Raw genomic sequence first — 22,146 nt, 5'->3', positions numbered from 1 at the left:
TGGGGGAACTCTCGTGATCGAAATTACATTCCAAAATGATGAAGTTAAGTTGGTAAATACACAAAATAATACTTCGGAAACTGTTCTGCATTTCGGGGGGATTCATAATAACCTTACAACGATAAGTTCGTCAAAGCTGCTACAGGAATACATTCATATGCTGGAAAACTACTCAACTATACAAAAGTACACTTACGGCGAAACTACCATGATTGATATCGTGGCACTTACAAGCCTTGTATACAACGAATTAATGGCTGGAAAGCATTCGGGGATCAGGGCTTTAGAGGTGGGAAGCTGGTTCGGGTGTTCAAGTTATTTCTTTGCCAATAGTCTCAAAACGTTCTCAGATAGTAATTTCCTATTTTGTATGGATACATGGCAAGGTAGTCCGGATACAGCAAGCCATAATATTGCAAATTATGAGAATGCATTCGAACATTTTAAAAGTGTAATGAGATATGCTGGTGTTTATGACAATATAAAACCTATTGTGTGTGATTCAACGGTGGGTATGGACATTCTGCAGGATGATTATTTTGATATTATTTTTGTCGACGCTAACCATACGTATGACTATGTTTATCAGGATATAATCAAAGGAATAAGGAAAATTAAAGTAGGCGGACTATTAATGGGGCATGATTGTGAGTGTTATGCAGATGAACTTCCTCCTCATCTTTTGCATGGTAACAATAAACATTTAGACGGTATAGAGGGTTATCATACAGGAGTAATTAAAGCCTTGGATGATATTTTTGGAAGATCTTATAATCGGTTCAATCAAAGTCTTGTCTGGTATAAGAGAATTACTCAAGAAGACAAAGATATGTTATTAAAAATGGAATCGGTGTATCGAGAGGATACTTTAGAATTGGTTGATACTATGAAGGAAGCAATTCAATTTATTTACAAAAACATCACTGAGGGAAAATCAGAGATGCTTCAAATTCTTACTGCAGATACGGTACAGGCAGCAAGTCAGCTGGAGAAAGAAATGATTCCGCTTTGTGAGAAACTTTATAATAAAGACTTAAAAATTAAAACGAATGAGCTAAAGAGTGCTTTATTAGATTTTCAAATTACGTATAATAATGATTTTCCGCGAGCTCTTTTTGTGCTGGAATCGGGAGTTATAGAGAGTTTCAATATATGGTTGGAATGTTTCCTTGAAAGTGAAAAAAAGTAATTTGCTGTACCTAGTTGGTGAGATTGCACAGGGTGAAATCTAAGTAAGGATGTGAGTGGTGATGAAAGTTGTTATTTTAGCAGGGGGCAGGGGAACGCGAATTAGCGAAGAATCCCATTTAAGACCTAAACCCATGATTGAAATAGGGGACGCCCCAATACTTTGGCATATCATGAAGACTTATTCTTATTATGGCTATAATGAGTTCATTATCTGTTTGGGTTACAAAGGTTATATTATTAAAGAGTATTTTGCAAATTATTATCGTCATATGTCAGAAGCAATTACCTACGACTTCACCTCTGGTAACGCTGTCGAAGTTCACCAAAATTCAGTTGAGCCATGGAAAGTCACTTTGGTCGAGACGGGCTTAAATACAATGACTGGTAGCCGTATAAAGCGTATTGAACCTTATATAGGGAATAACCCATTTATGCTTACATATGGCGATGGCTTGGCAGACATTAATATTGAAGAACTGGTGAATTGCCATAGGGAAGGTGGGAAATTGGCTACCATTACCGGAGTGCAACCAGATGGAAGATTTGGTCGACTTGAATTGGAAGGTGAGTCTGTTAGAGGATTTACTGAAAAAGTAAAAGGAGATGGAGGCTGGATTAATGGTGGGTACATGGTTTGCCAGCCTCAAGTTTTCAATTATATTCAAGACACGGAAAAAACAATTTTAGAGCAGGAGCCTTTGCAAAACTTAGCGCGAGATGGGGAATTGAACGTTTTTAGACACCATAGCTTCTGGCAGCCTATGGACACTATACGTGAAAAGATTATCCTTGATGAGCTTTGGGAGAAGCAGAAGGCTCCTTGGAAGGTATGGTCAGATTCATAAAACAAATTCTATGGAGTGGAGTAGCATGTTTAAACTAACTTTAACGACGGATGATCTGCAAAATTATGTTCTTCATCAGTTAAATAATTTTTATCCTGATAATGATTTATTAGGTAAAGATATATTATTTAAAAATTCGTTTGATCATGCACTTGAACGTACTGAGTATTGTTTTCAGCATATTTCATTACAAGCTTACCATCATCAAGGTAATACATTTTTCTCACATCTGCACTCAGATCAATACACGCTATTTTTATGGTTTTTGTCTAATTCAGTATGGAAAAGATTTGAGGATTCTGAGTTGGCGTCCAAGCTATTTTGTTTAAATAAGGCTTTAAATGGGGTAGTATGCATGTATGATGCAAATATGCCCAACATTTTCCTTATTGTACATGGTGGTGTTGTATTAGGTAAAGCATCCTACAGTGATTTTTTTGTGTGTTATCAAGGGTGTACTGTAGGTGCTATTAATGGAATCTATCCTAAGCTGGGGAAAGGAGTTATTTTGGCTCCTCAGTCATCGATTATCGGAGATTGTACTGTGGGCGATCTAGTTACAATTGGAAACCAAGCCTTGCTTAGAAATAGGAATCTGGATAGCAGATCCCTCTATTATCGCCATATTGATACAGGACAGCATGCTATTAAAAGGGCTAAAACACCATGGGTCCAGTCATTTTTCAATGTTCCAATCATACCAGATGGAGATGATCTTTGAGAGTGAAGACAGTCTTAATCAGCGGTGCAAATGGTTATATAGGGCTTCATATAGCACAGTTGCTGAAAAATAATAATTATAAAGTTATCACGGCTACACGAGACTCAGACGGGGACATTATGATGGATTTTTCGGTTCCATCGAAGGTATCACTCTTAAAATACTCAGGTATTGATGCGATGATACACACTGTTTCTCCAAATGAAGACCTTTACAGACATGAACCTTATCGTGCCTTATCAGAAAGTGCAGCTGGAATACATGCAGCAATTGATTTTTGTAAGAATAATAACATTCGTGATTTTATATATCTCTCGAGTTTTCATGTTTTCGGAAAACAAAGTGGACTATTAAGAGAGGATTCCTGCGTCACGCCAAGTAGTGACTATGGACTTGCACATGTTACAGCTGAACAAACTGCTGGAATGTTTGATCGTAACAAACAAATCAATGCATGGATAATCCGTCCGTCTAATCTTTTTGGAGTCCCAGTAAATCTAGAACGGTTCAAGAGGTGGAATTTAGTACCTTTTCTATTTTGTAAGGAAGCAGTAGAGCAGCAACGAATAACGCTTTTAACTTCAGGTAATCAGCTTCGTAATTTTGTAGGGGTTTCTGATGTGTTAAAAAGAGTATTATGGACGCTAGAAAAAAAACCGATTAATCGTGTTATACATGCTTATGGTAAGGAAACTATGAGCATCTTGCATTATGCATATTTGGTTCAAAAGGTTGCATTAGAAAACTTCAATCTTCCAGTGCAGATTATTCGACCAGAAGGAGAAGATCAGGCCATTCAATTTCAATTTACAAGTCTATATAAAGATCTTGAAATTTTACCAACAGATAACATGGAGAAGTTTGTTAATGAAATGCTGGAAGCCCTTCTTACGCGTTGACAGAAGGAATTAGTCAATTATGATGTACTAATATTAAGTTTGTGTTAATTGAATAATATAAACAATTTTTTGAAAATCCATTATAATTTTAAACTTTCAAAAAATAAGCGGAATAATTTCTTCAAATAAAAGAGAAAAACTTATCCGTTTAACTTCTCTGGAAGAGATCGTAGCGTTGAACAAATCCTTGTTAAATAGATTATTGAGGATTATAGGGGGATATAGATGTTAATTCATTCTACACCTTTGAACCAAGCAATGGTAATTGAATTAGAACCTATTAAAGACGAACGAGGTTACTTTGCTAGGAGTTTTTGCAAAAAAACAATGATGAAGTATGGAATTTCCTTCGAAATGACTCAATCTAACGTGACATTTAACCAGAAAGCAGGGACTCTGAGAGGTATGCATTTTCAATTGCCTCCTTATTGTGAAGATAAAATTGTTACTTGCTTTAGTGGCACAATATATGATGTCATTATTGATCTCAATCGTGAAAGCTCTACGTTTGGAAAGTGGTACGGGTTAACACTATCTGATAAGAATTGCTTATCTTTATATATACCAAAAGGTTTTGCACATGGTTATCAAACAATGACTGATAATACAATAATTCACTATTTAATGAGTGAAAATCATACTCCCTCCCACGAATCGGGAGTTCGTTGGAATGATCAAGCATTTGGAATAAAGTGGCCTAAGATAGATCATTTAACTATTTCAAAGAAGGATGAAAATTGGAAAGACTTCAATATGAATACTGATGGAGTTTCGTTACAAAAGGGAGAGTAAGATGGATAATTATACAGCTACGCAACTCCTTCAGTCTTTGCAAGTTGGACATGAAGGAATCAGGTATTTAGAAAATTGTATTCAAAGTGGGGAATTAAATACCTCGGATCTTGCGATTTTAAATGATCTGTCAGATCTACTGAGTGTGGTGGAAAGTTCTACTGCTACAGTAGCTACTCCTAACCGAGTGAAGGAAATTAACGCTAACATTATGTTTTATATCAATGAGCTTAAAGAGAATGCAATCCGTGGTAATGTGGAACTATTTTTATATGATTTTCGCTTCCATTTTAGTTCATTGTATAGAATATTAGAGTTTGAGGTTGCCTATATTGTAGAAAATTTGGTTACCAAACAAGATTATCCACGGTTCTATCCGGAACTAGGAGTCGTGGATCATAATGATATTTCTACAAAAGGTGTGAATTCACTCTGTAAAGTCAGTGTCGTTTTATTATCATACAATAATCTCAGCTATACGCGAGATTGTGTGGAGAGTATTCTAATGAATACTGATAATGTAGATTATGAATTAATTCTAGTAAATAATGGATCTACAGATGGGACTAAAGAGTATTTTGATTCTATTCCAGGTGCAAAAGTTATCCATTTAAAATATAATATACATCTTGTTAAAGGGTTCAACATGGGCCTGATGGCAGCAGAAGGGAAATATTCTGCTGCTGTATGTAACGACTTTATTTTTACTCCAAATTGGTTGAAAAACTTAATGATTTGCATTGAATCAGACAATCAAATCGGCTTTGTCTCCCCAGGGGCGACTTCTATTTCTAATTTACAACAGATTTCCATTCCATTTATATCTAAAGAAGACTTCCAAAAAAGGGCTAAAGAATATAATGTAAGCGATCCTTCTAAATGGGAAGAACGCGTGGTATTACTACCTAACGTTTTGTGTTGTCCAACAGCACTTCTAAGTAGAATCGGATATTATGATACTCGCTTTTTCCGTGGTGAGTTTTTGGATGATGATATCAGTTTTAGAATTAGACGTGCTGGTTATAAACTCATATATTGTGGAGATACAGTAACGCATCATTATGGTAGTCTGACTACGGTAACTGACCATCAGACCAATTCTCTCGAAGAAGGCCGGGAAACTTTTATAGAAAAATACGGACTTGACGCTTGGATGGACGCGCGCATGAGTTCGACATACCTGGATATAGAAACAGGTCTTCTTTCCAACGTAAATTCAATTCTTGGGATTGACGTAAAATGCGGAGCTACTTTATTGCAAATAAAAAATCGTATTTGGTCATTACATGGAAAAAAACCAAAGTTATCTGTTTGTACAACAGAACGAAGATATGATGTAGATGTCAGTAGTATTGCGGAACAGGTGTTTCCGCTGAATAGTTTAAATCAACTGCCAGAAATTCCGCAAAAAAATATTGACTTAGTATACATTGAAAAACCACTGGATTGTTATTCAGATAGTCTGGAAACTATCTTTTCTAGCCTTGCTAACACAATGGCTGCTAATGGTAAATTGGTTTTTACGGTTAACAATACTATTAGTATAGAGACATTGTATGCAATGTTGAATTCATCAAATTCAATTCATAATCGTAAGATCTACATTCGTGACATGGTTTGTGCCCAAGCAAGAACCTATGGTTTTGAGCTTTTTTCAATTGTGAATTATACTCCACAACGTAATCCTGAGAGTGAACAGATGGTTGAGAACATAGCTCAGTTTTTAGGTGATGGAAAGGAAAATGAAGTGAATTACTTGAAGTCCCTATTAAAGAGTACGTACGAAATATATCAAATGAGCTATACTGGAAATAATCTATATGAAAGTTGAGAAGCTTGTATGGGGAAATCAGGCATTGTAAGTCGTAACTTTTGGTTGGGAAAACGTATATTTCTTACTGGACATACTGGATTCAAAGGAAGTTGGCTTAGCCTGTGGCTTCATAGTATGGGGGCCCATATTACGGGTTATTCCGTAGATATTCCCTCAACTCCATCCTTGTTTGATTTGGGAAATATAGGGGAGGTTTTGGTTGAGTCTGTTATAGATGGTGATGTGACAGACTTTGAAAAGCTAAAACAATCTATGCAGAAGGCGAATCCGGAAGTCATTATTCATATGGCAGCACAACCACTGGTTAGAAAATCATATGAGAGTCCAGTCGAAACATACGCTACAAACGTAATGGGGACTGTTAATATAATGGAGGCTGCGCGTAGTTGTCCTTCGGTACGGGTAATTTTAAATGTAACAACAGATAAATGCTATGAAAACCAAGAGTGGCATTGGGGATACCGTGAGAATGAACCTTTAGGTGGATATGATCCTTATTCGAGCAGTAAAGCGTGCTCAGAACTGATTACGTCAGCATTTCGGCGATCCTTTTTTCAATCATCCGATATCAGAGTAGCTACAGCACGAGCAGGAAATGTGATCGGAGGAGGCGATTGGGCTGAAGATCGTTTGATTCCTGACTTAATCAGAGCGTTGACGAATGGAGAACAAATTTCAATCCGAAATCCCGAAGCTGTTCGTCCTTGGCAGCATGTACTGGAGCCGTTATCTGGGTATCTAATGCTTTGTCAACGTCTATATCTGGAAGGCGAGGAATATGCGCAAGCTTGGAATTTTGGACCGCGAGACTGGGATGCTAGGTCAGTCGAATGGATAGTCGAACAGATGCTTAGCAGATGGCCTTATGTACACCCTGGGTATCAGGTAATAAGACAGGATCATATGCATGAAGCGAATATGCTCAAGCTGGACTGCTCCAAGGCGTTGAAAGAGCTTAACTGGGCTCCAAGGTGGCAATTGGATAGAGCATTGGATGCTACTATTCAATGGGTTGTTGGTTATTTGCAAGGCAGAGATATAAAGGAACTGTGTGAGCAGCAGATTGCTGATTATGAAGCAGATTGTTTGGATGGATAACAGAAAGTTATATCGCACAGTATGAAACTAATCTTTACAGAAGGGCGTTATTCCTTTAGTTATCATATGAATAAGGTAGGGCTTTCAAGCGGAAAGTTTTGAAGGTTCTACCTTTTTTTATATATATTAAAAATGAAAGCTTGTAATTTTAATGACCCTAATATATAGAGGTCATCAATTTTAAACATTCTATTCAAACTCGTACATTGCGAACCGATAAATATAATAAATAATCCCATCGGAGGTTGTAAGATGAATCTGCAATTCTCTCTTTCGACAAATGTGGTGAGTGGTAATACAAGCGGGATAAGTCAACATAGCGAGGCTGTAGCTCATCAGGATAACCAACTAATACAAGCCGTAAGAAGTGGTTCAGAATTAAGCAAACTTGAAAGGCAGGGAGTTTCATTCTCCATGGGGGATGAGCAACTTATTAAGGCAATAGATAAAGCTGTTAAGGCTCTTCAGGGACCTACAACTACGTTGGAAATGAGTGTGCATGAAAAAACACATCAGATCTTGGTCAAAGTTCTCAATAAAGACACAGGAGAATTGATTCGGGAGATTCCTCCTGAAAAGACGCTTGATTTAGTAGCAAAGATGATGGAGATTGCAGGAATTCTCATAGATGAAAAAGTATAAGGAGGCAATTAGATGCGTATAAATGGTTTTTCAGGAATGGATATAGATAGCATGGTTACATCTTTAATGACTGCCAAGAAAACCCCGTTAAACAAGCTAAATCAGCAGAAGCAGACATTAGAGTGGACGCGTGATAGTTACCGTGAATTAAATACTAAGATCGTTCAGTTTAGCGATAAGTTGCGCGATTTAATGACTAAGTCTGACAAAATGAACACTCAGAAGGCTACGTTAACTGGTAATACAACGGCTATTAAAGCGGAGGCTAATGCTGATGCTAGCTCTACACCTATGTCTGTAGTCGTTAACAAGTTAGCAACAAAGTCCAATATGCAGACCTCTACAGGTCTACGTACAGCGGGCAGCAGTACAGCAGATGCTACTAAAAATACAACATTGGAGCAAATTGCAGGTGGCAGCGCGTCTGATACTTATGAGTTAAATATCAATGACAAAACAATCACGTTTCTGAAAACTGATACAATATCTACAGTGATGGCCCGTATCAATTCAGAAGGGGCGAACGTAACAGCAAACTTTGATGAAATCAGCGGCAAGTTCTCTATTACAGCTAAAGATTATGGGGATAAAAATAATATTAAATTAACTGGTGCTGATAAGCAGGCTAAAAGCAGTACGCTCATGGATTTATTCCAAATTAGTTCTACAGATGTAAAGGCGGCTGAAAAAGGGGAAGTTATAGTAACGAATACTGCAGATTCGAGTTCCAAAACTTATAATCCTGATAACAACTCCCTTGTCGTTAATGGAGTGTCGCTGACTCTATTAGAGACTACTGGAACTACTGGACCAGCTAAAATCACAACCCAGTCAGATCCCACAAAAGCTATGGAGACCATTAAATCTTTTGTGGATACTTATAATGACCTATTAAGTACATTTAATACGAAACTAAGTGAACAAAAGTATCGCGATTTCCCTCCACTGACAGCCGATCAAAGGAAAGACATGAAGGAAGATGAAATTAAGCAGTGGGAAGAAAAGGCGAAAAGTGGTCTCCTCAAAAATGATACGATTTTAAGTTCTGCTGTCTCTTCTATGCGAATGATTATTTCTAGTAAATTAGGTGGTTTAAGTTCAGTTGGTATTACAACAGGTCAATACTACGAGAATGGGAAATTACAAATTAATGAAGAGAAGCTGAAGGCAGCTTTGACAACAGATCCTGATAAGGTTCTGAATATATTCAAAGGGTCGTCTGCTGATATAAACAGCAAGCCCATCTTTAGCGAGTTGAGAAGTAAGCTTGATACTACGTTAGATATGTTTGTAAAAAAAGCAGGTACATCAAAATTCGATACAAATGCTAGTATGACCTTAAAGGCTGACAGTATAATGGGAAAGCAGCTTAAAAACTATAACAGCGATATTAAAGAGATGACCAAAAAACTTGCTGATGCAGAAACACGCTATTATAAGCAGTTTTCGGCTATGGAAAAGGCTATGAGCAAGTACCAGTCGCAGTCGTCCAGTTTGACAAGCTTTTTACAATAGTCTAGAAAAGGGTGGTTGGTTTGATCTCATCTCCTTATGAAAAATATAAACAGTCTTCAGTGCAGACATCTACTCCAGGTCAGCTCATTATTATGCTATATGATGGTGCTATTCGCTTTGTAAGGGCCGGTCTTGATGGGATATCATCCAATGACATTGCTAAAGCCAACATAAACTTGGTCAAAGCCCAAAGTATTATTAGTGAGTTAATGTCTACTTTAAACTACTCGTATGATATTTCCAAAAATTTATATGCTTTATATGAGTATATGAACTATTTATTGATTCAAACGAATATCAAGAAAAAGATTGAGTCAGGTGAAGAGGTGCTGGGTTATCTGCAAGAATTGCGTGAAACTTGGGTTACAGTGAACAAGCTGACGGTAGGTATGTCATTGTCAACGGAACAGTAAGCTATGATAAATGAAGCTTTATCCCAATTGGAGCAACTAACCCAACAATTCATACTTCGACTGAATGAGACAAATTACGAGGAAGTTGAAATTTTTGTCGAAGTTCGTCAAATGAAGGTAGATCAACTGGTAAATGCCTTGGGGAATTCATCAATGACAGAAGAGCAAAAAATGAAGTTAGAGTCTATTCTAGGCTATGATGCGTTAATTGATCAGCGTATGCAATCGCTAAAACAGGAAGCCCAAAATTGGCTTGTCCAAAGAAATATAGCCAAATCTCAACGCAATGCTTATGAATCTAACTATACGCCTGATAGCTTTCTGATGGATCGTAGAAAATAAATTCAAGAAGCTCTCGTCTAACACGCTTTATTGTGTGAACGAGAGCTTTTTTAACAATTAAATAGTTTCTAAATAAAGAAAAGCACCTTCAAAGGCAAAAAAATCTATCAATTTATCGTTTCAGACTCTAAAATATAGTTTAAACATGTTTTGTAAGTCTGCTCTAGCTCAAGTTCTAAAGATCAAGGAACAAAGTTGTTGACTATTTACCCATTGTATTATATATGGAATAACTATACATGAAAACATTATCAATTCCAATTGACAATGGATAACTTTGGGTGGTATAGTCAAAAATGTGGGCGAGAGCTTCACTTCATTTGATGACGAAGGGAATGTTAGTGCATGCAAGGTAAAGTAAAATGGTTTAACGCAGAAAAAGGTTATGGTTTCATCGAAACGGCTGACGGCGGCGACGTATTTGTACATTTTTCCGCAATTCAAACAGAAGGCTTCAAAACACTTGAAGAAGGACAAGACGTGGAGTTCGACATCGTCGAAGGCGCACGTGGACCACAAGCCGCTAACGTAACCAAATTATAATCATCCCCGGCATAGCCGACCTACATAATTGGTAAGATGGTTAGCAATGGATAACGCGCTAGCAACTGCCCTGGAATATATTCCAGGGCTTTTTTATGTTTTCTACATACATAAAAAAGCCCCTTACCACTGGGGAAGGGGCTCAGTATAACAAAACGCTTTACTCTAGAGAACTGTCAAAGTCAGCCATCTCCACAAAAATGGTATTGGAGGAGGCAGATTGTTTCTCTACGCGTCCGTCTGGATAACGGAACTGATAGCGCAGGATGGCCTGGGCGATCAGATACGCACGGAGTGCAGATTCGATATCGAAGGAGAAGACGATGACGGCTTTGTGGTTAGGGTCAAGCTGGCCTAATGGGATACCTTGGAGCAAATTAGGATGCGGAAGCGGCACTGAGTTCACGGTGACGGTTCTCAGTACAAGGAAATCTTCGGCTGAGAATGGTGCTGTGAGCAATAGTTCTTCCAATGGAGTATTTCCGATGTTTTGCACCTGGAGTGTAAAGGACAGGGTATCTTCTTGCGCGACACGCAAAGCGCTGGAGCTAAGTGTAAGTTTAGGAATAGCTGCAATGACGGCCACGTCTACAGTGTTGGTTTGGGTGGTTTCCTGCAGGGTCTTTTTACTACTACGACGTGAGGTATATTCGATGGTGGCCTGGTTGCTGAATGTTCCATCTGCAGGTGCTTCACGAATTTGTGCCTGGAGCGTGAGGGTGAGCGTCTCCCCTGGTGCAATATCTGGGAGCGTAATACCAGTGCCGGGATTTGCGCCTGGCTGTGCTTTCTCTTGGATAGTCAGGCTGTTGGGTACATAAACAAGTCCATGCGGCAACAGGTCCGTAAACAACGGAAACTACGCCGAGACTCCTCCTTTATTTGTAATCTGAAGGGTGAAGGTAAGAGTGTCTCCTACAGAGGCGTCATAGGTGTTTACCTGTTTCACCAATTCGAGCAGTGGGAATACCACTGGGATCGTCACGGTATTTGTAGTCAATGTGCCCGGTACGATTCTTCCTCTAGGCAATGTAAATGAGTAGGTAAAGGCAGCTTGATTTACGATGTAGCTAGATGGAGGTGTCTCGGATACAGTTACCTGATAAGCCAGGGTCAATGACTGACCAGGTTCCACAGATCCAAGACTAACTCCGACAGCAGGGTTGGCTTCTGCAAACGTTTGAGTGTTCAACTGGAGGCTGTCAGGAATGTACAGGGTTCCGGCAGGGACAAAATTTTGAAAAATAACTTCTGAAGCAATGTTGCCAAAGTTATTATGGAATACCGTGTAGGTCAGGTTTTCCCCTGCTTGGGCCTCCTTATGGTCTGTGGAGATGTTTGCGGCAAGCTTTGGACAGAAGTTTGGAAACTCACGATAAATGTATTTCCAGGTGCGACATTTCCAATGGCAATTCCAGCAGTTGGCGAGGCGTTAGGGAAAGGTACACCGTCGATAAGGACACTACCCGGAACGAAGGAAGTACCTGCTGGGATTGTATCGGTCACAACGGTATCTGTGACGGAATCCACACCGTTATTCGTAATGCTTAGTGTATATCTGATCGTATCTCCAACTACAGCAGCTGCCAGACTGGATGTTTTAGTCACCTGAATATTAGGTGCAGACACAGCGACATTAACTGTATTAGTGGTACCGAAGGTCCCCGTCGTGACCAATGTGCCGTCATCCCCGTTAATTTGGGACGCAAAAAAATTAGTCGAAAAATTGTTGGGCCCAGACAGCGCAGTTAAGTTGGATGTGGTAGGTCCAAACAACGCACGATCCCCGGTGATATCCACGTCACCCTCATGGGCGCTAATTAACGCCCTGCCGCGCAAAGTCCCCTGTACAGGCGTGGCAAACCCGCTTATTACCACGTTGACCGAGCCAGTAGCGCTGCTGATCCCTGCGCCGCCTTGAATGACCAAATTTGTTACATTTGCGGTTCTCACATAGGTACTGAGACTGGTGACGTTGATGATGTTGCAGATTCGGGACTGACTGTAGTAGATAAAGCAGGCGTCTGAAATGTGATCGGATTGCTGGCGCTGGACAATACATTGGTATTGCCGTTGGCATAGCTTCCTCCCCAAATAAGTTCAGCATATAGCACGGTACTGCCCGCAGGGAGCACAAGGAATGCCGTCGATGAGTTACTGGCAAAAGCAGAAGTCGTGCCGAATGGATATGTGCCGAAGCGAGAGGCTGTATTGGTCGTGATGAAAGCACCAATGCTGGTCGCTGTACCCGGCACCCCCACCGAAGCAGAACGTGCCAGCCCGAGTGTATTTCCTATAAAGGTAATAGCCCCGGTCTGGTTCGTTGCATAACGCTGAATAAAAGCCATGGATTAGCTTCCTACTTTCCATCTCTCCCCAATTAGCTGTCTTAGGATTTTTGCAGGGGAAGAGCCAGCTGGGCTGGGTGTAATGATCCTTTCGTATAAATTGCCTGCATGATAGTCAGGTCTTGCTTTTAGCATAGGTTCTATACCGGATTCAGTCTGACAAATAACCCCCTCCCCAGTCGATAAAATACATAGCATGAACTCGAAATAGTGGATTTGTCATGACACCAGCAGAGTAACTTTTTAAATATCTCTTCATTATTCACATATGTATGCGAGCTGAATTTAAACATGACCCTTTTCATAGAATGGCGTTATGAGAAGTGTTTTGTCGAATCATGAGGAAAATTGTAAAAAATCTTCGAAATGTTGATCTCCTTTTTTACTTGGCGTTAACATATGTGTTATACTGAAGAGGCAAAGGAGGCGTGCCCTATGAACTTAACAGTACGAGGTCAACAGATCGAGGTTACCGACGCTTTGAAGGACTACGTTGAAAAGAAATTCAGCAGACTTGAAAAGTATTTCGATGCACCCCCGACGTCTGATGGAAGTGTAACGTTAAGCACAACCAGAGATTTGCACACTGTAGAAGTAACCATTCCTTTGCCGGGGCTTGTACTCCGTGCCGAAGACGAAAGCGATGACATGTATGCATCCATTGATGCCGTGGTAGACAAGCTAGAACGGCAAATTCGCAAGCACAAGACCAAATTAAACCGAAAATTCCGGCAGGAAGGCAGTTTAAAAACCCTTTTTGTGGAAGATCCGGCTGGTGGTGTGGCTGTTGCTGAAGATGAGGATGCAGAATTGGATGAGCTGGAAGTCGTCCGCACCAAGCGTTTCTTATTGAAACCTATGGATGTGGAAGAAGCTATTCTGCAAATGAACATGATTGGACATAATTTCTTCGTATTTGCTAACATTGATAACGAAGAAGTTAACGTAGTTTACAAACGCAATGATGGTAAATACGGTCTGATCGAACGAGAATAGCCTGTAAAGCAAGAACTTATTGCATTTTAAAATGAATAGAACTTTTTGATTGAAGCATGCTTCATGGATATCAGGAAAATGATAATAACACGAGCCTTATCCTTGCGAACCTGGCGGGATAGGGCTCTTTTATATGTTTATTGTAAACATGAATGGAAATTTAAACTTAGATCGATGTAACCAATTGTGTATTTCGTGCGTCAATTGTTTTGGTATCTTTAACCGGATGCAAATCTGCAGGCTGCTTGTGTTGCGGCATGTCCTACAAACTGTTACAATTTATGCAAAGGACATCGCACGATGGGCTGGTATAGCCGGGCCTGTCAAACATATCGGGAATCAATTTCATCATGGACCCTTTCTTATTGTGAAATTGATTCTATTAATTGTTTTGCGCGAAAGGGGTAAACCATGCTAGGAATTGTCAAAAAAATTTTTGGGGATACAAATGAACGTGACGTCAAACGTTTAATGAAGACGGTTGAACTGATCAATAAAATAGAGCCTGATTTTGAGAAGCTCTCGGATGAGGAACTGAAAGCCAAGACGGCGGAGTTTAGAGAGCGGATTGAACAAGGTGCTACGGCTGAAGAAGTGCTGCCGGAAGCTTTTGCAACGGTTCGTGAAGCGTCCAAGCGGGTGCTGGGCAAACGTCACTATGACGTACAGATGCTCGGCGGTATTGCGTTGCACGAAGGAAAAATCGCCGAAATGAAAACCGGTGAAGGTAAAACACTGGTGGGAACACTGCCGGTTTATTTGAACGCTCTGTTGGGCAAAGGTGTGCACGTGGTTACAGTCAATGACTATTTGGCACAACGTGACAGCGGAGAAATGGGACAAATCTACAATTTCTTGGGAATGACTGTAGGTCTGAACCTGGCGAATATGGATCATGCTGCCAAACAGGAAGCTTATGCATGTGATATTACGTATGGTACAAACAATGAGTTCGGCTTTGATTATCTGCGCGATAATATGGTGCTTTACAAAGAACAGATGGTACAGCGTCCGTTGTACTTCTGTATCATTGATGAAGTGGATTCCATTCTCGTCGATGAAGCTCGTACACCATTGATCATTTCAGGACAAGCTCAAAAATCGACCGAGCTGTATTTTGCGGCTGATCGTTTTGTAAAGAGTCTGAATGTTGAAGAAGATTACACGCTGGATATTAAGGTGAAGTCAGTTGCTTTGACCGAAAACGGCGTATCCAAGGCTGAAAATTTCTTTGGTCTTGAAAACCTGTACGATCAGGAAAGTGTTACAATCAATCACCACATCGTACAAGCCTTGAAAGCTAACGCTATTATGCGTTTGGATGTGGACTATGTCGTGGCTGATGGTGAGGTCCTGATTGTCGATGAGTTTACAGGTCGTCTGATGGCTGGACGTCGTTACAGTGATGGTTTGCACCAAGCTATTGAAGCGAAGGAAAACATCATTGTCCAAAATGAAAGCATGACACTGGCGACAATTACATTCCAAAACTATTTCCGTATGTACCGCAAATTGGCGGGGATGACGGGTACAGCTAAAACAGAAGAAGAAGAATTCAAAAAAATCTACGGTCTGGAAGTGCTCCAAATTCCGACGAATAAGCCTAACCAGCGCGTAGATATGCCTGACGTAGTGTACAAGAGCGTGAAAGGTAAATTCCATGCTGTGGTAGACGAAATCCTGGAGCGTAACAAAAAGAACCAACCGATATTGGTAGGTACGGTTTCTATTGAAAACTCCGAGTTTCTTTCTGAAATGTTGAAACGCAAAGGCGTTCGTCATAAAGTGCTTAACGCCAAGTATCATGCCGAAGAAGCTGAGATTATTTCTCGTGCAGGTGAAGCTGGCGCGGTTACCATCGCTACTAACATGGCTGGACGTGGTACTGACATCGTACTGGGCGAAGGCGTTGCAGAACTCGGTGGTTTGCACATCATCGGTACAGAACGTCATGAATCCCGTCGTATTGATAATCAGCTTCGCGGACGTGCAGGACGTCAGGGCGATCCAGGCTCCACGCAATTTTACTTATCGCTGGGCGATGAGTTAATGAAGCGTTTTGGTGCAGACAACGTACTGAATATGATGGAGCGCTTGGGCTTTGAGGAAGATCAACCTATCGAGAGCCGTATGATTTCACGTGCTATCGAATCAGCCCAAAAACGTGTCGAAGGGAATAACTTTGATCAGCGTAAAGTCGTTCTCCAATATGATGACGTGATGAATCAGCAACGTGCTATTATTTACAAACAACGCCGTGAGGTGCTGGAATCAGAGAACATCAAGGAAATTGTGTTCGACATGATCAAGCCTGTCATTGAGCGTGTAGTGGAAGCTCACTGTGGTGATGATATCCCTGAAAACTGGGAACTGGATGAAGTAGCAGAGTATGTGAACAACAATCTGCTTGAGGAAAACACACTTTCGCGCGACGATCTGTGGGGTAAGGAAAAAGAAGAGATGGTCGATATGATCTTCGAGAAGGTTACCAACAGATACCACAGCCGTGAAGAGATGATCGGCGAAGAAATGGTACGTGAGTTCGAGAAGGTTATCGTACTGCGTGCAGTTGACAGCAAATGGATGGATCATATTGATGCTATGGATCAATTGCGTCAAGGTATTCACTTGCGTGCTTATGGTGGTACTGATCCATTGCGTGAATACCAATTTGAAGGTTTCGAAATGTTCCATGCTATGATCGCCAGCATCCAAGAGGAAGTTGCGACATACATCATGAAAGCACAAATCGAATCCAACCAAGAGCGTCAGGCTGTCGTTGATGAAGATAAAATCTCTACGAGTGGCGAACCTGCGGCTCCTAAAAAGAAATCCGCTCCTTCGCGTCCGCGTAGAAAATAAGGATTGAAATTAAGGGATAGATCTTGATATACACTATCCCCTGCAATGCATATAATGGCAGGCGGCAGTTCAACCACTGACCGTCGGCCATTTTGTGCCATCAGGGGACGACGCTGATGTCTTCAACTTATAGCTTTTCTGTGAGATGGCAGGTTATGGTCAGGTTGAATATGGCGATGACTGTGCTCTCCTAGTACTTTTAAAACAATTCTGACAAGCAAGCAGGTCCCTGCTTGCTTGTCAGTCAATTCCGCAGTTGATCTGGCTCACATACCAGAGCCTGTTATTTAAAAGCAGTTTGACTTTACGGCGGTTGGGAGCGAAGCGAAGGATTTGAATCTGGAGAAGCGCCAGCGTTCGCCTTTGCAGTGAGATGCCAACCTTTGAATGTGTTGTTTTAATCAGGGCATCTCGCTGCAACAGCGATCGTAAGATCAAATCATTCGTGCAGCGCCTACCCACCAGCCGTAACTCACAACGCTTTTACTTCCCCTAACCCTATATTAAAAGGAGAATGACATCATGATTGATCCAAGTGTAAAGCATGATTTACGAGAAATAGGCAAGAAACTAACAAACCTTAGGGGGTCTCTTTGACTTAGATCTCAAACAGGAAATGATCGCGAACTTTGAGGAAAAGATGGCAGCGCCTGATTTTTGGGATGATAACGAAAAGGCTCAAGGCGTAATTGCTGAAATGAATGCTGTGAAGTCTTCTGTGGACAGCTATGAACAGTTGCGTCAGGAATATGAAGATGCAGGTATGATGGTTGAGCTGGCTGAAGAGGAAGGCGATGAAGCGCTGGCTGGAGAAGTTGAAAACAGTATCAAATCCCTGCTGGGCAAGCTGGAGGAATTTGAGCTGCAATTGCTTTTAAATCAGCCCTATGACAAGCTTAATGCTATTCTGGAGCTGCACCCGGGGGCAGGTGGTACCGAGTCTCAGGACTGGGGACAAATGCTGCTGCGTATGTATACACGCTGGGGAGAAAAACGAGGTTTCAAGGTGGAGACCCTGGATTATCTGGCAGGGGATGAAGCGGGAATTAAGAGCGTAACCCTGTTGATCAAAGGCTACAATGCCTACGGTTATCTCAAGGCGGAGAAAGGCGTACATCGGCTTGTTCGCATTTCTCCATTTGATTCCTCTGGTCGTCGACATACATCGTTCGTGTCTTGTGATGTGGTACCGGAAATTGCGGATGATGTGGATATTGAAATCCGCACGGAAGATCTTAAAATTGATACGTACCGGGCCAGCGGTGCAGGTGGTCAGCATATTAATACGACTGACTCAGCTGTTCGGATTACGCATTTGCCTACTGGTATTGTCGTGACTTGTCAAAATGAACGTTCCCAGATCAAAAACCGTGAACGTGCGATGACTATGCTTCGTTCCAAGCTCTACGAGCGCAAGATTGAAGAACAACAGCAGCAATTGGACGAAATCCGTGGTGAACAGTCCGACATTGCATGGGGCAGCCAAATTCGCTCCTACGTGTTCCATCCATACAGCATGGTTAAGGATCATCGTACCAGTGTGGAAACTGGCAATGTAGGGGCTGTTATGGATGGCGATCTCGATCCGTTCATCGATGGTTACCTGCGCAGCCAAATTAAGCTGGACGCAGAATAATTGCCTGTACGTTTTCCTACAGAACCGCAGTCCATGTGCCTGCGGCCTGTAGGAATTTTTGTGTGACGGTATTTTTTATTAAAGGAGAACATGAATGATGTCTCAATTGAATCCCCCCGCTGCCCGCCGAAGAAGGCGTAAGCCTCTGATTGCCGCCAGTGGACCAGCACGTAACGTGACCGATGTCCTGCTGATTATACTCGGCTCCTTTATTACAGCGCTGACCTTTAACATGTTCTTGCTGCCCAACCGGATTGCATCCGGGGGTGTATCTGGCTTGTCTATCTTGGGCGAGGACCTGTTTGGCCTGGAACCGGCCTATACGCAGTGGGGAATGAATATTCCGTTATTTATAGCAGGAGTACTGCTGTTAGGAAAAAAGTATGGCTTGCGTTCCCTGCTGGGAAGCATCATGCTGCCACTATTCGTTTATGTGACGAAGGATTGGGCAGTACCGACAACAAATCCGTTGCTGGCTTCGCTGTATGGTGGAATCGGAGTAGGATTGGGTTTGGGCACTGTGTTTCGGGGCAGAGGCTCGACGGGTGGACTGGCTATTTTGGCGCAGATTATTCAAAAGTATACCGGTTTTAGCCTTTCTCTTTGTGTCATGCTCATGGATGGCACGGTAATCACGCTAGCTGGTTTCGCCCTATCGCCGGAGCGGGCCCTGTATGCATTGATTGGCTTGTTTGTAACCGGCAAAGTCATTGATGCTGTAGAAATGGGGCTGGGCTACTCCAAAGTAGCTTATATCATATCCAATCAAAAAGAAAAAATTACGCAAACGATTTTACAGGATTTGGATCGGGGTTTGACAGAGCTTGCAGGACGGGGGGGTTACACGAACGAAGAACGTCCTGTACTTATGGTTGTAGTCGGGCAAAACGAGGTAACCCGCCTCAAAACGCTCGTCCGCTTGGTAGACCCGGAAGCTTTTGTGATTATTAGTAATACACGTGAGGTACTGGGTGAAGGGTTCAAAAGGGAAGGCTAGCATAATGTGGTCTTTTGGACGCTGCTCTTAACTGAATCAATGTAGGAAAGCCCACTGATGTAGTGGGCTTTTCGCTTTTTCAGAACAGCTTTATCAAGTCCTTTTTGATAATAGATCAAGCCAATGTGCCGGTTGTCCTTGATTAAAGTATGAGGTCGGCACTCCTTTTACCCCAGTTTTAACCATAAATAAACCGCCTGCTAGTGGTTGATCGGTATTATCGCCATCTTGAGCAGTTGTGATATACAACTCATCCAGATGTTCACCGCCAAAAGCACACGAAGTCACACAATTGACTGGAAGTGAAACCTCAGCAATTACTTCTCCCTGAGCAGGATGGATACGAGAAACACGTTTACCGCCCCAACGCGCGATCCACAACATGCCCTCTGCATCGATGGTCATGCCATCGGGATATCCTTCACTTTCATCCAATCTAGCTACCAATTGCTTATTCCTAATAGTACCTTGTGTCACATCGTAATCGAAGGAGACCACTTCTAAGGTCGGAGTATCAATATAATACATGGTACGGTAATCTGAGCTCCAGGCTAAGCCATTAGATGTGGAAGCATTATCAATCAGTAAGGAGACATTTCCTTTTGTGCTCAGACTATACAATGCTCCTTGCGCGCGTTCGCCATTTAAACTCATTGTTCCAGCCAAAAAACGTCCTGCAGGATCGCATTTACCATCATTAAATCGATTTCCTGGCCGACCTTCCTCAGGATCGTGGATCAATACTTTGGTCCCTGTCTCTATATCCAAACAGTATAGACCGCTGATCATGGCTACGATTACTTTATTTTTAAGATAAGGTACAACTGCACTAATATGTTCGCCCACATCTATGGTACGATCTGTGCCTGTAGATGGATCGTAAATGTGTAATTGAAAACCCTCAATATCGACCCAAAATAAACGTTGCGACTGATGATCCCAACTGGGACCCTCGCCTAACTTGGCTTTAGCATCTATCACTAAATTCGCTGTATATGTTTTGATGTGTAGCACCCCTAACGTATAGGTTTATTTTCGTACATACTCACTCTTTATACCCTATTCAATGTCCAACGAATACATAAGTGCAGCAAATGTATAAACCGGATGAATACCAATATACAAGATAATATATAAAGGGAACGCTCCTTTTCTTATGCAAAATAGAAGACTAGGTTCGCAAGGGGGTCTGTCTTTTTTGTTTTCCTTAATTGTAGCCTGTACAGCTTGGCGGCCAAAAGAATGGGCAAGAGTGCATATTTTAAATTTGGAGGAATAACATGACATGAGGTGTTGTATTTATATGAATAGAGTCGTATAATAATACATATTTCATAGGGACGGAATGGAGGAAGGTCTGTGAGCAGCAAGCTAAAGGTAGCAATTGTCGGTTCCACTGGATATGGCGGAGTGGAGCTGATTCGATTTTTGGTTCATCATCCGCAGGTGGAGATTGTATCTGTTATTTCTTCATCCAGCGCGGGTGTCCCGATTAGTGATGGGTTTCCTCATCTGACGGATATTGTGGTACAGGATTTGGACGGTGTCGATATCCATGAAATTGCTGCCAAGGCTGATCTGGTTTTCACAGCTACGCCATCAGGCGTTAGCACCAAATTAGTCCCACAGCTTCTGGATGCCGGACTGAAGGTGATTGACCTTTCCGGGGACTTTAGGCTCCGAAGCGGGGAAGTGTATGAAGCATGGTACAAAAAGCCTGCGGCTTCACCTGAGTATCTCAAGCAAGCGGTATACGGACTCAGCGAGGTGTATGCAGAAAGGCTTGCTGGTGTTTCTTTCATTTCGAATCCAGGCTGCTATCCAACAGCAACACTATTAGGAATTATTCCTGCCTTGAAGGCGGATTGGATTGACCATCGGTCACTGATTGTGGATGCCAAATCCGGGGTATCTGGCTCCGGTCGGGGAACAAGTCTTGTTTCACATTATGCGGAGATGAATGAGAATTTTAAGGCTTATAAGGTGAATAAGCACCAACATATCCCTGAGATCGAACAGGTATTGGGTGATGTTGCGGGCGAGGACGTTACAATTACGTTTACGACACAGTTGGTGCCTATGACGCGAGGAATCATGAGTACAATTTATGTCACGTTGAAAGGTGATCATACGGATCAGGATCTTATCGGGTTATACCGGGATTATTATAAAGGCCATCCTTTTGTCCGTGTACGTGGCGAAGGTATATGGCCGGCAACAAAAGAAGTATTTGGTTCGAACTACTGCGACATCGGTTTTGCAGCAGATGCCCGTACTGGGCGTCTTACGATTATTTCTGTCATTGATAATGTTGTGAAGGGTGCCGCTGGGCAGGCGATTCAGAATTTAAATTTGATGATGGGATGGGAGGAGAACCTCGGACTGGGCTTCATACCGGTATATCCGTAAGTAGCACGTAAACGCAACAGGTACAGGAGAACGACAGCGGGCAGGTTTGAGAACGCAAGCGTC

18 protein-coding genes and 1 pseudogene are annotated in these 22,146 nt (G+C 41.7%); 17 read left to right on the top strand and 2 right to left on the bottom strand.

The features are described 5' to 3' along the window. Positions 1–13 precede the first annotated feature (13 nt). From OIU26_RS10935 to OIU26_RS10880, 12 genes are all read left to right on the top strand, one after another. Complete coding sequence (locus OIU26_RS10935; RefSeq protein ID WP_264216845.1) at positions 14–1,189, top strand: class I SAM-dependent methyltransferase; 1,176 nt, start codon at positions 14–16, stop codon at positions 1,187–1,189. A 61-nt stretch (positions 1,190–1,250) separates the two neighbouring features. Then, positions 1,251–2,036 (top strand): glucose-1-phosphate cytidylyltransferase, encoded by a 786-nt coding sequence (gene rfbF, locus OIU26_RS10930; protein ID WP_264216844.1) that lies wholly within the window; start codon positions 1,251–1,253, stop codon positions 2,034–2,036. Between the two features lie 25 nt (positions 2,037–2,061). After that, positions 2,062–2,757, top strand: coding sequence for a hypothetical protein (locus OIU26_RS10925; protein ID WP_264216843.1), 696 nt, complete (start codon positions 2,062–2,064; stop codon positions 2,755–2,757). A 2-nt stretch (positions 2,758–2,759) separates the two neighbouring features. Continuing rightward, the gene (locus OIU26_RS10920) at positions 2,760–3,656 is read left to right on the top strand and encodes an NAD-dependent epimerase/dehydratase family protein (RefSeq protein WP_264217116.1); all 897 of its coding nucleotides are present in this window, start codon (positions 2,760–2,762) and stop codon (positions 3,654–3,656) included. A gap of 225 nt (positions 3,657–3,881) precedes the next feature. Then, positions 3,882–4,448, top strand: coding sequence for a dTDP-4-dehydrorhamnose 3,5-epimerase (gene rfbC / locus OIU26_RS10915; RefSeq protein WP_264216842.1), 567 nt, complete (start codon positions 3,882–3,884; stop codon positions 4,446–4,448). A 1-nt stretch (position 4,449) separates the two neighbouring features. Continuing rightward, the gene (locus tag OIU26_RS10910; protein ID WP_264216841.1) at positions 4,450–6,279 is read left to right on the top strand and encodes a glycosyltransferase; all 1,830 of its coding nucleotides are present in this window, start codon (positions 4,450–4,452) and stop codon (positions 6,277–6,279) included. Between the two features lie 9 nt (positions 6,280–6,288). Further along, positions 6,289–7,380 (top strand): CDP-glucose 4,6-dehydratase, encoded by a 1,092-nt coding sequence (gene rfbG / locus OIU26_RS10905; RefSeq protein ID WP_264216840.1) that lies wholly within the window; start codon positions 6,289–6,291, stop codon positions 7,378–7,380. A 252-nt stretch (positions 7,381–7,632) separates the two neighbouring features. Continuing rightward, positions 7,633–8,022 (top strand): flagellar protein FlaG, encoded by a 390-nt coding sequence (locus tag OIU26_RS10900; RefSeq protein WP_025365979.1) that lies wholly within the window; start codon positions 7,633–7,635, stop codon positions 8,020–8,022. A gap of 12 nt (positions 8,023–8,034) precedes the next feature. Further along, positions 8,035–9,537, top strand: a complete 1,503-nt coding sequence (gene fliD / locus OIU26_RS10895) for a flagellar filament capping protein FliD (RefSeq protein WP_264216839.1) — start codon at positions 8,035–8,037, stop codon at positions 9,535–9,537. Positions 9,538–9,557: 20 nt separating this feature from the next. Continuing rightward, positions 9,558–9,950: a flagellar export chaperone FliS gene (gene fliS / locus OIU26_RS10890; protein WP_264216838.1), complete on the top strand. Its 393-nt coding sequence runs from the start codon at positions 9,558–9,560 to the stop codon at positions 9,948–9,950. A 3-nt stretch (positions 9,951–9,953) separates the two neighbouring features. Further along, complete coding sequence (locus OIU26_RS10885; protein ID WP_049825482.1) at positions 9,954–10,292, top strand: hypothetical protein; 339 nt, start codon at positions 9,954–9,956, stop codon at positions 10,290–10,292. A gap of 345 nt (positions 10,293–10,637) precedes the next feature. Then, entirely contained in the window at positions 10,638–10,835 is a 198-nt protein-coding gene (locus OIU26_RS10880; protein WP_013373372.1) for a cold shock domain-containing protein, read from the top strand. Between the two features lie 160 nt (positions 10,836–10,995). On the opposite strand, the pseudogene OIU26_RS10875 reads toward OIU26_RS10880, so the two are convergent. Next, positions 10,996–13,183 (bottom strand): annotated as a pseudogene (locus tag OIU26_RS10875) (hypothetical protein). 435 nt (positions 13,184–13,618) lie between these two features. Between OIU26_RS10875 and hpf the strand changes: the two are divergent. The 4 genes from hpf (at position 13,619) to OIU26_RS10855 (ending at position 19,674) form a co-directional block, all read left to right on the top strand. Then, on the top strand, positions 13,619–14,179 hold the full coding sequence (hpf, locus tag OIU26_RS10870) for a ribosome hibernation-promoting factor, HPF/YfiA family (RefSeq protein ID WP_016324800.1): 561 nt from the start codon (positions 13,619–13,621) through the stop codon (positions 14,177–14,179). A 411-nt stretch (positions 14,180–14,590) separates the two neighbouring features. Continuing rightward, positions 14,591–17,041: a preprotein translocase subunit SecA gene (gene secA / locus OIU26_RS10865; RefSeq protein ID WP_264216834.1), complete on the top strand. Its 2,451-nt coding sequence runs from the start codon at positions 14,591–14,593 to the stop codon at positions 17,039–17,041. Between the two features lie 522 nt (positions 17,042–17,563). Beyond that, a protein-coding gene (gene prfB / locus OIU26_RS10860; RefSeq protein ID WP_264216833.1) for a peptide chain release factor 2 occupies positions 17,564–18,677 on the top strand; the annotation gives its coding sequence in 2 pieces (ribosomal slippage) (positions 17,564–17,635 and positions 17,637–18,677; 1,113 coding nt in all). A 97-nt stretch (positions 18,678–18,774) separates the two neighbouring features. Further along, the gene (locus tag OIU26_RS10855; RefSeq protein WP_040102741.1) at positions 18,775–19,674 is read left to right on the top strand and encodes a YitT family protein; all 900 of its coding nucleotides are present in this window, start codon (positions 18,775–18,777) and stop codon (positions 19,672–19,674) included. A 93-nt stretch (positions 19,675–19,767) separates the two neighbouring features. Here OIU26_RS10855 and OIU26_RS10850 read toward each other — a convergent pair whose 3' ends face one another. Next, complete coding sequence (locus OIU26_RS10850) at positions 19,768–20,655, bottom strand: SMP-30/gluconolactonase/LRE family protein (protein ID WP_165079731.1); 888 nt, start codon at positions 20,653–20,655, stop codon at positions 19,768–19,770. Positions 20,656–21,033: 378 nt separating this feature from the next. Here OIU26_RS10850 and argC point away from each other — a divergent pair, with 378 nt between their 5' ends. Then, a complete protein-coding gene (gene argC / locus OIU26_RS10845) occupies positions 21,034–22,083 on the top strand; it encodes an N-acetyl-gamma-glutamyl-phosphate reductase (RefSeq protein ID WP_165079730.1) in 1,050 nt (349 codons plus the stop codon). Positions 22,084–22,146 lie beyond the last annotated feature (63 nt).

The organism is Paenibacillus sp. BT-177 (assembly GCF_025846815.2).
Taxonomy (GTDB): Bacteria; Bacillota; Bacilli; order Paenibacillales; family Paenibacillaceae; genus Paenibacillus; species Paenibacillus polymyxa_C.
This window is presented reverse-complemented; position numbering and strand designations above follow the sequence as displayed.

Bases quoted from the DNA above. Each gene is read 5' to 3' on its own strand.
- rfbC (WP_264216842.1), top strand. From the start codon at position 3,882: ATGTTAATTCATTCTACACCTTTGAACCAAGCAATGGTAATTGAATTA.
- rfbF (WP_264216844.1), top strand. From the start codon at position 1,251: ATGAAAGTTGTTATTTTAGCAGGGGGCAGGGGAACGCGAATTAGCGAA.
- fliD (WP_264216839.1), top strand. From the start codon at position 8,035: ATGCGTATAAATGGTTTTTCAGGAATGGATATAGATAGCATGGTTACA.
- OIU26_RS10925 (WP_264216843.1), top strand. From the start codon at position 2,062: ATGTTTAAACTAACTTTAACGACGGATGATCTGCAAAATTATGTTCTT.
- OIU26_RS10880 (WP_013373372.1), top strand. From the start codon at position 10,638: ATGCAAGGTAAAGTAAAATGGTTTAACGCAGAAAAAGGTTATGGTTTC.
- secA (WP_264216834.1), top strand. From the start codon at position 14,591: ATGCTAGGAATTGTCAAAAAAATTTTTGGGGATACAAATGAACGTGAC.
- hpf (WP_016324800.1), top strand. From the start codon at position 13,619: ATGAACTTAACAGTACGAGGTCAACAGATCGAGGTTACCGACGCTTTG.
- OIU26_RS10910 (WP_264216841.1), top strand. From the start codon at position 4,450: ATGGATAATTATACAGCTACGCAACTCCTTCAGTCTTTGCAAGTTGGA.
- OIU26_RS10885 (WP_049825482.1), top strand. From the start codon at position 9,954: ATGATAAATGAAGCTTTATCCCAATTGGAGCAACTAACCCAACAATTC.
- OIU26_RS10855 (WP_040102741.1), top strand. From the start codon at position 18,775: ATGTCTCAATTGAATCCCCCCGCTGCCCGCCGAAGAAGGCGTAAGCCT.
- rfbG (WP_264216840.1), top strand. From the start codon at position 6,289: ATGGGGAAATCAGGCATTGTAAGTCGTAACTTTTGGTTGGGAAAACGT.
- OIU26_RS10900 (WP_025365979.1), top strand. From the start codon at position 7,633: ATGAATCTGCAATTCTCTCTTTCGACAAATGTGGTGAGTGGTAATACA.